General features: G+C 60.5%; 4 protein-coding genes and 1 tRNA gene. 3 read left to right on the plus strand and 2 right to left on the minus strand.

Annotated elements, in window-relative coordinates; translation table 11 throughout:
- Positions 1–187: 187 nt before the first annotated feature.
- Positions 188–2,176 carry an NHL repeat-containing protein gene (locus KW403_RS02245; RefSeq protein WP_246637862.1) on the plus strand — a complete coding sequence of 663 codons (1,989 nt, stop codon included), beginning with the start codon at positions 188–190 and terminating at the stop codon, positions 2,174–2,176.
- A gap of 10 nt (positions 2,177–2,186) precedes the next feature.
- Positions 2,187–5,801 carry a DUF7929 domain-containing protein gene (locus KW403_RS02250; protein ID WP_223021151.1) on the plus strand — a complete coding sequence of 1,205 codons (3,615 nt, stop codon included), beginning with the start codon at positions 2,187–2,189 and terminating at the stop codon, positions 5,799–5,801.
- A 66-nt stretch (positions 5,802–5,867) separates the two neighbouring features.
- Here KW403_RS02250 and KW403_RS02255 read toward each other — a convergent pair whose 3' ends face one another.
- Complete coding sequence (locus KW403_RS02255) at positions 5,868–10,721, minus strand: isopeptide-forming domain-containing fimbrial protein (protein WP_223021152.1); 4,854 nt, start codon at positions 10,719–10,721, stop codon at positions 5,868–5,870.
- A 654-nt stretch (positions 10,722–11,375) separates the two neighbouring features.
- Positions 11,376–11,452 (minus strand) — tRNA-Ile (locus KW403_RS02260).
- A 109-nt stretch (positions 11,453–11,561) separates the two neighbouring features.
- On the opposite strand from KW403_RS02260, the gene KW403_RS02265 reads away from it, so the two are divergent.
- Positions 11,562–12,290 carry an SIMPL domain-containing protein gene (locus tag KW403_RS02265; RefSeq protein WP_223021153.1) on the plus strand — a complete coding sequence of 243 codons (729 nt, stop codon included), beginning with the start codon at positions 11,562–11,564 and terminating at the stop codon, positions 12,288–12,290.
- The last annotated feature ends 44 nt before the right edge of the window (positions 12,291–12,334 follow it).

The following is a 12,334-nucleotide window of genomic DNA, read 5'->3' on the forward strand; positions in this document are numbered from 1 at the left end:
GTCGTTCAAGCCGCCGCGGCGCATGGCTGGGGCGGCTTTATTGACCTTGCGTAAGCCGAGGCGTACGCTCTGCCATGACGGGGTTGAAATGAACCTCGCTTCGGGGGGATACACCGGAACAAGGGGAACAGGGCTCGAGAAAGATGCCCATCCGGCGACCTTCCGAAACGGCTTCGGGAGGCACGTTATGGGGCATAACCGGCAGTTCCCGGCACGGTGCGAAGAAAACGCACATGCGCGTTCTGGCAGAATCGCCAAACGCATTCTTAAAAGCACCGCCATAGCGCTCGCAATCATGGCGGGCTTTTCAGCACATGCGCCAGCGCGCGCGCAGGAAAACGCGATCATCCAGCCGGGTTTCATGGCCGTGACAGGGTTCCCCGGCACCCTCATCCCCGGTTTCGAGGAAGGGCTCTTGCCCGGTGTCGACCCGGTGGACGAAACCTTCATCGACACCGAGAGTGCCTCGCTGCGCATCTTCGACATGACCTGGCTCGGCGCACCACCCAGCGGGCAGGTGGTCTTTACGCCACCGCCCTTCGAAGTGCCGACCTCCGAAATCGGCCAGGTGTTCGGCCTTGCCTATGATGACGGCAAGCGCGAAGAGACCATGGCCATCGTGCCGAACCTCTATGCCGCGGCCACGTCCCTGCACGGCCTCCAGATCGTCACTGAAGATGAAGACGAGGACGGGAGGCCCGAACGGCAGCGCCGTGGCAAAGCCGGGGCACGCTTTATGGACGGTCAGTTTGGCGAGAAGAATGGCGGCGGGCCCGGTTCGATCTGGAAAATCGACGGTGTCACCGGTGCCGTGACCCTGTTTGCCAATATCGACATGAACAGCGGACCCGGCATCGGCAATATCGCGTTTGACCGGTTACACCGCCAGTTCTTCGCTTCCGATCTGGACAGCGGCCTCATTCACCGCATCGATATCGACGGCAATCTCATCGACACGTTCGATCATGGTGTCGACGGCAGGCCGGCACGCGGGCTCGATCCCGTGGGCGACGATGGCGCCGTGATGGACATACAGGGTGCTGCTTTCGACGCGGAAGAGCCCAAAAGCTGGGGCTACACGCAGGAAGAGCGTCGCGTCCATGGCCTCGCCATGCATGGCGGACGCCTCTACTACGCAGTCGGTGAGGAAGCGGAAATCTGGTCCGTGGGCATCGCCCGCGACGGCACCTTCGCCGGCGACCCGCGCTGGGAGTTGACGGTGGAAGCGGACGAAGACCTTCCGGTCACCGACATCGCCTTCGACACGCGCGGCTTCATGTACCTTGCCCAGCGGGGCGAGGTCGAAAACCGCTATGACTACTCAAGCTTCGCTGACAGCGGCGAGGCGTCGGTGCTGCGCTACTGGCGCGAAAGCCCCGACGATCCCGAAACCGAAAGCATCTGGGTGCCGGCACCTCAGGAATATGCAGTCGGTTTTCCCGAACCATACCGACAGGGAGCCGGCGGCATCGACCTGCAATATGGCTATGACGCCGAAGGCTTCTTCAATCGCAATGCCTGCGCCGCCACGCTGGTCAAAACCGGCGACAGTCTGCGCGACAACCCCGCCCTTGAAGACCAGCTCATCGAAGGCGGGCCGCTTGCCGTTCATGGCGCACAGCTTACGAGAAGCACGCTCGTGCGGCCAAAAAACGAACCGCCCTTCGGCTCGTGGTTTGCCGATTACGACGGTTTCTTCGAAGACCCCGAGGTCAAGGGGCATGTCGGCGACGTGGAGGTCTGGCGTCCCTGTGAGGGCCGCACCGGCTACTACGAGCCTATCCCCTATCCGGGCGACATTCCCGTCCCCGGCTGGCCGCCCGGCTTCCGGCCGCCCAACGATCTCCCGCCCTGTATCGAGCTAGAGACGGCAACGTATTTCTGTACGCCCGCAGGGCTCGAAGCCGATCTCTATATCCATGACCGCGCCGGCATCGGTGGCGATTCGCTGTCTGCGAAATCACTCACGCCCGGCGTAGGCGTTTCCCCGTCCAAGCAGACGGTCCCCGGTCTGGCCACGCCGTTCACACTCGGCATCAACGGCCACATCCCTGGCGAAACCGTCGATCTCGGCCTGTGCTTCTATAAGAAGTCCGACGCCGAGGCGGGTGGCTACTTCCCCTGTTGCAAGGTGACGTTGCCGCTTGAAACGCCGCTTGAATCCTGTGCGCCGTGAGGAGGGAGAGATGATCATGTTCACTTTTCCCACCGACCGGACCACGGTCAACAACGTCATGGAGACGACCATGAAACCCCTTGCAGAAAAAGCGCGCTCGCCGCGCTGGCTGCTGGTGGCGGGCATGGCGCTCTCCACCACGCTCATACCGCTTTCCGGCATCAATCAGGCCAGCGCCCAGGACCGGACAATCGAAGAGCTTGAGGTTCTCGAAACGCCGGGCGACGCCGAAGGCCCACGCATTGAGCTTGAGCCATTGGAACCCGCAGTCGAGCCCGATCTGACGCCTTTCCTTGAAAAGCGTGGAGCACAGCTCAATTGCGATTATGTGGAATACCGCCTGCGACTCGGCGTGCGCGGCACACCTGATATGATCGCCCACCCGGGCCTCGACGCGTTTCTCACCAATGTAACCTTCGAGTTTACCGATCAATTTCCCGCCAATCTGTCGATTGTCGACGCCAGTTTCAGCGGCGACATCATCGGTGTCGGCGGTGGAGCCGTTCCACCCCATGTGGTCAGCACGACCGCAACCCTGGACGACACGGCCACCCAGTCGGACTTCCACCTTTCCGCCGCCGATCTCGACGGCGACGGCAGTCTGACCGAGCGCGCAATCGACATCACCATCAAGGCAAAGATCGACCAGGCGGCGTTCCCTGTCGCAACCAATGTCGACAATCAGGCCAAAGTGGCCGTGATCCGCACGGCAACGGGCGGGCTTGTCGCCACCATTCCGTCGCACGATCCCGCCCTGCCGGACGATGGCGACTGGAAGACCGGCGACCCGACAACCATCTCGATCGACGTGACGGATTGCGATCCGCCACCGCCACCTCCGCCGCCCGGTGACGGGCCGGAAGAGGCCTGTTTCTCGGTCGAGACCGGTGAGGTGGACTGCCTTCCCGGCGGCGGCGCCTATATTTATCGCATGGACGTGGGGCCGGAAATGGCAGGCAATGTCGTCACCGTCACCTCCACCACGCCCGGCATCACCATCGATCCGCCAAGCCAGGCCGTTCCGGCCGGCGGTGGCACGTTCGAATGGGAAATCACCGGCGCACTGCCCGGCGATACGGTGCATCTGATCGTCACCGGCATCGAGACCTATGCGGGTCCGGCCGAAGGCGTCGGCCTGTGCTGTTCACAGGTGGTCGACATCGAGATCCCCGAAGACCTCGAATGCCCACCCGACGATGAAGGCGAGCCCGATATCAAGGTCGAAAAGCGCGCCGATGAGGCCGAGTGCGAGATCGATGGTTCATGCGATTTCACCATTCGCGTCTCCAATGCGGGTGACGCCCCTTACACCGGCAAGATCGTGCTGGATGAGGTGACGACCCCCGTCAATGCAACGGTGGTCTCGGGGCCAAATGCGCCATGGACCTGCGTGCCGATGGCCAGCCCCATGTCGTGCGAGCATCCCGAAACGACCCTCAATCCGGGCGAATTCGTGGAGTTGAAACTCGGTTTCCAGCCGGGGCCGGCATGGAGCTGGAGCGCGATCCGCAACTGCGCCGAATATGACTACACGGCCAGCGGCAAGGATCCGTTCGGCGATCCGACCAACGACAAGGCCTGCGCCACAATCGCGATCTGCCTGCCGGGCGATCCGGCCTGCACACGGCCGGAAAACGACATCCCGGACATCGCCGTGCGCAAGCGCGCAGAACCCACGGTCTGCACGCCGGATGGTCTTTGCACCTATGTCGTGACCATCCTCAATGCGGGCGCGACGCCGATCAACGGTCCCGTCAGCTTCGTGGACACGTTCCCGGCCGGTGATGTCGCTTCGGCATCGTTCAGCCCCTCACCGCCCTGGTCGTGCGCGCCGCTCGCCGGCAACACGTTCCAGTGCGATCATCCGGGCCTGAACCTCGTGCCGGGCGCATCGACGGACATTCTCGTGACCACAATCGTTGGCGACTATCCGACAAACGAGGTCGAGAACTGTGCGAAAGTGACCGCGCTTGAAGGCGAAACCAATCTCGCCAACAACGAGGCGTGCGCGACGGCGACCATACCGGGCATCCCCGGCGGCCAACCGCAAATGCGCATCCAGAAGACCTGTGAGCTCACCGTCTCGCTCGCCGAAGGTGTGGCCTGCCGGATCACGGTCAGCAATGCCGGAACGGCAACACCCGTCGGCCCGGTTCGCGTCAACGACGCCGCCGAGATCATCGGCAGCGGTGCGCCGGTCAATATCCAGACTGTCACGCCTGATGGTCCGGAATGGTCGTGCGGCGCAGTGCCTGCGGCAAATCTCACCTGTGAGATTCCCGGCGCCACCATGACGCCCGGTACCGCGCGGCACTTCGATGTGACGGTCAATGTCTCACCCAATCAGCGGTTCGAAAACTGCGCACGCGGTTCCTTCGGCCCGGCTCCGGGAGACGACATCGTCTATCCCATCGGCGAGGCCTGTGCTCAGGGCGGCACGCAGATCTCGGTCGAGAAGACCGGCGATGCAGAGTGCCTGCTTGGCCAGCCGTGCACGTTCCAGATCACCATCCGCAATGAAGGTCCGTCATCGATCTCCGGTCCGGTTCGCATCGGCGATGCGCTTCGGGTCGAAGGGTTTGGCGGCGTTCCGGCCCGGATCGTTTCGGTGAATCCGCCCTTCGGCTGTTCCCCCGAACCGACCGAGCTTCCCTTCGCTTGCGAAGCCGGCCTCACCCTTGCCAGTGGCGAGAGCCGCGCGCATGAGGTCGTTGTCGAGTTGCCGGAAGATGGCGGCCTCGCCAATGAAGTGGGCAATGGTGCATCGGGACGCAACTGCGCTGCGGTGATCGACCGTGATGCGGATGTGCGCACCGCACCCTCGCTTTCCGGTACGCCGGATGGTGATGGAGATAGCCGTGCCTATGACTGCCATGACTTCACCGTCCTGGCAGACGAGGAAGAGGACCAGCAATGTTCGCCGGGTCTCGTCCTCAACAATGCAGGGCGCTGTGTCTGTCCGGAAGGCACCACCTTCCGCAACGGCCGGTGCGTCGGCACGCAGACCGCCCCGGTCCCACTGCCCACGCCGCGGCCAACACCGCCGCGCGAGCCGGAGCCCAAGCCGCAGGCAGATCCCCGGCCGCAATGCCGGCTCCTGCCGGGTCAGATCCGCACACGCGATGGTCGTTGTGTCTGCCCACGCGGAACACGGCTGACCAACGGCCGCTGCGTCAAGCCGCAGGTCGAGCGCGAATGCCCGCGCGGCACGACGGGCACACCGCCCAATTGCCGGCCAATCCGCCAGCAGTGCCGCCTGCTTCCGGGCATGATCCGCACACAGGACGGACAATGCGTCTGTCCGCGCGGAACACGTCTGGTGGCCGGTGCCTGCCGCAAGCCGGAGGTGCAGCGACAGTGCCCGCCGGGAACCACGGGCCGCTATCCCAACTGTGTACCCATCGTGCAACCGCGCTGTCCGCGTGGCACTACAGGAAAATTCCCCAACTGCCGTCCTGTTGTGCAGCGCCGCTGCCCGCCGGGCACCACGGGCAAATACCCGAATTGCCGGCAGATCCGCGTGACGCCGCCGGTCAACCGGGTGCCCCGGCAGCAGCTTGATCGTCCGCTGCGCATCAATCCGCAACTCCTGCGGCCGCGCGACAAGGGCAATCAACTCCAATAATGGGAAGAACCATGACAATGCCCCGCCGGGTTCTCCGGCGGGGCGCTTATCCTTCCCCAACAGATTTCACTCCCCGATGGTCTCGCCCAGGTCAAAGCCCGAATATCCAGGTGGACGGACTTTGCCGGTGAGCACACGTGTTTCAATGTCCAGACGATATCGGCCGCCCCACTGACGCCAATGGTTTATGATGCGCTTTTCAACCCACGCAAGGCGATGTCTGGCGAGGGTGCGGCTGCCTTCTTCATCCAGATAACTTACCCGCAGGATGGAGGGCTCCCTGTCGAGAATCTCGATCAGCTGATCGACAGCGGAGAGCCAATCTTGTCTCAGCACACTTCTCCCTTGCATGAAGGCGTCACTCCGAAGATCAAGCCGCACCAAGCGGTAGATAGATGCGCCAAAATTGATTTTGGTCATTTTGCCCGCCGTCAAACGAACCACCCGGACATGTTCCGTCGTCAGGCGATAGCCGGAAGGCAGGGTTCGAGTATCGACTTTGACAACGTAGTTGGTCCCCAAACGCTGATCTGGCAGCGACGCGCATGGTATATGAAAGCGACCCGCCGCGTCGGTCGTTGTCAACTTCCCTTCCACTGCGGCCAAGCGCACCCCCGGCAGTCCCGGTTCACCTTCATCCGAATACCCGTTCCGGTTTATGTCGTCGAAAACTCTACCGATCACATCACCGCAGTCGAAAACCGGCTCCTCTTCTATCCGGACACTGGCTTGAGCTTCGGAGGATATCCGGCGACCGAGCGGATCGGTCAGCACCGCAGTGTTGATGTAAACACCTGGGCCTATAGACGCCGGGGCGTTCATGCTCAGGCGGATTTCAATGGAACTGCGTGCCTCCAGTAAAATGTCATCGAAGCGCAACAAACGGCCATTCACGACCGGGGCTGCCGGCGCTCCATCCACCAGTGCAGAACCTTCAACAAAGCGAAACCCCGGCGGAAGCCGATCCTCCACTTTCAATCCTCGAACGGGCCCATCGCTATTGTTGGTTACGATGATCGTGAATGGCGCCAACTCACCCCGCCGGATGGTCGTTCTTTCCGCAGTTTTGCTGATCGCAAGGTTGCCGGCCCCAGCCGGTAATGTCAGTGGCAGCGTGCTTTCGTTCGAAGCGAGCGAAAACACCGCTCCACCGCCATCCAAAACTGAGCCATAAGCAATTGCTGTGTTCACAACCGCCTCGGAGGTTCCCGCACCATTCTTGATATCAGCCTGCGTGAGCATATAGCTGGCTGAAAAGCGCTCCGTCTCCCCTGCCTCCAGCGCTAGCGTTGCCGGCTGTACATCAGACAAGCGGCCATTCGCAGCATGCCCGTTGAACTTAGGTCCATGGTCCTCGATCCGAATGTCGGTGACCGGAAGCTTGCCGGTATTGGTGACTTCAAACTCGTATAGGAGAACATCGCCGGGTGAAGCCAGGCCGTCGCCATCCATATCCGAGAATTCGCCGGTTTTGGCCAAGCTCAGCCCGGGGAACTGGAGAGGCAGGACAACGCATTGTTCGGAGGGGCAATCTGGGTCCGCTTCAGCGGGGACTTTGGCAAAGTTGACTACCGTATCCGCCGGGTGTGCCAGTCGTTCGACCACAGAGGCATCGACCCTCAGAACAAGTTGACCGTTGGTGCTCCCCTCGCGCTGCGGGACAGTCAAGCCTGTCCACTCGACAGTACCGCTGCTGTGGCGTCCACCGTGGCTGGCGGCCACAAACCGCAAATGCGGGTCCAGAACATCGAGCACGGAAAAGTCGATGGCAGCGCTACCGACATTGGTCAGCACGATCTCGAATGTAAGGGGCTCTCCCAATTCGGCGAGCCTCGGAACCGCGCCTCCCTCCGTCACAAGCGATTTTGCAACACTCACATCCGGAGGAATATGGTTTTCCGTTCGGCAAGGTGCACACGCCCCATTGCTGGCAACCACTGTGTTGGACAAGGTCACCGGTGCATCCTCGTCGACGACAGCCGTATAGGTGATGCTGTGAGTTCCAGCCGGCGTTCCCGCGGGAAGCTTGAAGGAAAGCTCCGGTGCTGCACCTGTTTCTGCTTCGAACAGGCCGGAACTGACCACACTGCCGAATCTGAGCCCGGGCCCGAGCGTATCGGTTAATTCGAGATCCCGCGTTGTCGTCCCGTCTGCAACCACCGTCGTTAATGTGTAGGTCAGCGCGTCTCCGATTTCGACGGACGCACCGTCGCCCACATCCGACGTCTTTGACGTACCTAGCCGAACCAGCGGATTTGCCATTGTACAGGATGTGCATTCTCCCACATTCGCGACCACCGAGTTGGACAGGGGTCCGGTAGCACTCTCGGAGACCGTCGCCGTATAGGAAACGCTGTGTGTCCCCGCCGCCGATCCCGCTGGGAGTCTGAAGGACAGAACCGGCGCGGAACCGGCGTCGGCAATGAATGCGCCAGGCACGATTACCGTGTTGAAATCGAGCCCCGGCCCAAGCGTGTCGGTCAAAACCAGATCCTGTGTCGTCGTTCCTCCCGTCACCTCGGCCGTAAGCGTATAGGTGATTGTGTCCCCCGCCTGAACCCCAACACCGTCCCCTACATCCGATGTTTTGGATGAGCTCAATTCAACAAGTGGATTGGAGGTCATGCAGGGCGAACAATCGCCCACATCGGCCACGGCGCTGTTCGAGACCGAATCCGATGCACTGTCTGATACCGTCGCCGTGTAGGACACGGTGTAGATTCCCGCTGCCGTTCCGGCGGGCAAGGTGAAGGACAGGATCGGTGCGCCGCTTGTATCTGAGACGAAGGCCCCTGGCGTCGTGACACTGCCAAAGTCGAGCCCTGCGCCCAGCGTGTCGGTCAGAACCAGATCCTGTGTCGTCACGCCGCCCGTCACCACAGTGGTCAGCGTATAGGTGATCGTGTCCCCCGCCTGTACGCCGACACCATCGCCCACATCCGAAGCCTTCGACGTGCTCAGTTCCACCAGCGGGTTCGTGGTCGCGCAGGGAGAGCAATCCCCCACATCCGCCACCGCACCGTTCGAAACCGATCCCGAAGCACTGTCAGAAACCGTAGCCGTGTAGGACACGCTGTAGGTTCCCGCTGCCGTGCCGGCAGGCAAGGTGAAGGACAGAGTCGGCGCGCTGCCCGTATCTGGAACGAAAGCCCCAGGCGCGGTGACACCGCCAAAGTCGAGCCCCGCCCCCAACGTGTCGGTCAGAACCAGATCCTGTGTTGTGGTCCCTCCGGTTACGAGTGTGGTCAGCGTGTAGGTGATCGTGTCCCCCGCCTGAACACCAACTCCGTCACCCACATCCGAAGCCTTCGATGTACTGAGCTCAACAAGCGAGTTCATGGTCGCGCAGGGAGAGCATTCCCCCACATCGGCCACCGCACTGTTCGAAACCGATCCCGATGCGCTGTCAGACACCGTCGCCGTATAGGACACGCTATAGGTTCCCGCTGCCGTGCCGGCAGGCAAGGTGAAGGAGAGGCTCGGCGCGCTTCCCGTATCTGGAACGAAAGCCCCTGGCGTCGTGACACTGCCAAAGTCGAGCCCCGCCCCCAGCGTGTCGGTCACAACCAGATCCTGCGTCGTCACACCGCCCGTCACCACGCTGGTCAGCGTGTAGGTGATCGTGTCGCCTACCTGGACGCCGACGCCATTGCCAACATCCGAGCCCTTCGAAGTATTCAACAAGACCTTCTGATTGATAACCGCACAGTCGATCTCGCTGTCGACCGCCACAGCCTCAGGAGAAAGTGTGAACGAACTCTCATTAAACGACACCGCTCCCCCTGCCCCCATTCCCAAACAGACAACGTCGACCAGAACCCAATTGGGTGGCAAAGTCTCTGAAATGACCGTCTGGACGTCGACCTCTGCCAGGATCTGCGTAGCTCCCGGCTGAGCAACGCCTTGGGACACGGTGGTGATCGTCTGAGTCTCCCATCCATTGTTGCCGGTGAAGGTGAAACTACCGACATCATCCAAGGTGGTCTTACGAAGCGTGAGTCTGGGCAATTTGACGAACTGCACAGTCCCCTGCGCCTGATCGTTTGACAGAACAAAATCATCGTTCGTCGGGTCGGTGTCTCCGTCGGAGACAGACCGGTCAAGCGAGACAACAAGCGGATAGCTTCCGGAAACGGCATCCGAGTTTGCGACCAACGGGATGGTGAAGCCTATGTTTCCCCCGCTGCCTCCAGGGACAGGAGCGGGCGAAAGAGGCGTGTTTATAGCACACGACACCGTTTGTCCTGAGACCGTACACCCGGGAACCGGGCTGGCTGTCCACCCTGCCGGCACGGAAACTATGATGGCGAATCCATCAGAGGTTTCGACAGGACCGGGGCCAAGATTGGTGGCACTCACACTCATATCCATCGTGTCGCCTGGCGCGTGGTAAACACCCCCCGGCGCTGAGATGGAAATTGAAAGATCGGGTCGACCCGAGACCGTGAGAGAACAGGTGCTGTCTTCCTGGTCGACCTTTAGGATGTTGCTCGCGCAACTGCCTGTTTCCGCAAAAGAGTTTTCGGGAATGTCCGTTGGTCTTTGTGATGTCGTAGCCCCATAGCCGGATCCCGGCAGAACATAAACCTCCTTGCTGGAATCGTAATCAGCCGTATCGTTGTCGGAAGCAGCGAGATATGGCTGGACATCCTCTCCCGAAAGTCCGCTTCCATTGTCGAGAAGAACCCCATCCTTGGTCAGATTGAGCAGCCAGCCTGTGCCGCCAATCGTTTGATCCCATGCAAAATCGGAAAAATTCAGAGCCGCCGAGTGGCGCGCTTGCTCCAATTGACCACAGTAGACATTGATACCATCGTAGCCACTCCCTCCAGCCTGCCTATGAATCCCCGAGGCTGCGCGATACGCCTCATTATTGCAAAACCAGCCCCGGAAATTATGCGTGGCGTTGCTCTCGTTCACCCCAACGGTCTGCACGCCTGCTGTCGCAGCCGTATTGACGGAAACCCAATCCGATGCACCCAATTGAAGAGGACGACACGCCATTTGCAAACTGGAAGCCCAAGAAAATCTGCTTGGAGCCGCAACACGATCGTACCCCCCTAGTTGATGAACTATATGTCCTGGAGGACAGTATCCATGTCGCTGGGTTCCTTGATTTGGATAGGCGTAGCCGGAAACCTCAGGAGTACCATCAACAGACGTGTTGATCGTTTCCACAGTGCCGTTCGGGAGGACAGTGATCGACGCGCAATAAAGCCCAACTTGCGCTGTCATACCGCGAACGCCGGAAAAATTTGCGCTCATGGAAACATCAGCGTGATGAAGCCCTCGAAGCACTGTTCCGGCCGGACATTTGTAAGCTTCGACCGATCCCTTGTTCGATCCGATCGTCCCTACATAATTGCCATCTCCACGGAAACCGATGCCGATTTGGGAAAAGGCAAAGTCCGGGAAAAGACAAAGTATGAAGAAGAATATTGATCGTAATAGTAGCTTCTCCACCGGAAACACCAATTCTTGGGGAATCCGTGGATTAATAAAAACTTAATTAATTATGATAAAAAAACTGATCAAACGACCGGGTTAGACCTGCATCACCAGAAGACTGGTTGATGGTGGGCCCGGAGGGACTCGAACCCCCAACCAAGCGGTTATGAGCCGCCGGCTCTAACCAATTGAGCTACAGGCCCGGTGGCGATGGATTAATTGCTTTTTTCTCCCCGCACAAGTCATCTTGCCGCAATCGACACACAATCCGTAGCTAGGCCGCTTTTCGGGACATCGCAAAAGGAGATTTCCATGACCAAATCCGTCTTCCCCGCCGTATTCGCTGCTCCCGTGCTTGCTGTTTCCCTGCTCAGCGCTGTTCCAACTTTGGCAGACGATAGGGATAAGCGAATTATCGTGACTGGCGAGGGAGAAGCGGCTGTCAGCCCCGATATGGCAATTCTCACAATCGCCGTGGTGCGTGAAGCAGAAACGGCACGCGACGCTCTCGACGCAAACAATCAGGCAATGACCGCTGTCATCGATGCAATGAAGGAAGACGGCATTGAAGCGCGTGATCTGCAGACGGGCGGACTATCGATCAATCCGCGCTATGTCTATCCGAACGAGAAGAATGACGAGAAGACGCCGCGGATCGTGGGCTACGAGGTTGGCAATACGTTGACAGTTCGCATCCGGGATCTCGACAAGGTCGGCGCAGTCCTTGACAAATCAGTCACCTTGGGCGTGAACCAGGGCGGTGATCTCAGCTTCACCAACGACGATCCATCAGAAGCCACCACCGAAGCCCGAAAGCGCGCCGTCAAGGACGCACTCGACAAGGCCAATACGCTTGCTGAGGCTGCCGGCGTGAAATTGGGCGACATCGTTGAGATCTCCGAGCAGATGCATCAGCGCGCCCCAATGCCCTTTGCTGGCAAGGCTGTGCGGATGCAGGCCTCCGCCGAAGCTGTGCCGGTGGAAGCGGGCGAGAACGCCTACCAGGTACAGGTCAATGTGACGTTTGAACTCGACCGGTAGACCCGACTCTCGAATAGCAAAAATCGAAAGCCGCCGGCGCAAGC

The sequence above is a fragment of the Nitratireductor kimnyeongensis genome (assembly GCF_019891395.1).
GTDB classification, from domain to species: domain Bacteria; phylum Pseudomonadota; class Alphaproteobacteria; order Rhizobiales; family Rhizobiaceae; genus Nitratireductor; species Nitratireductor kimnyeongensis.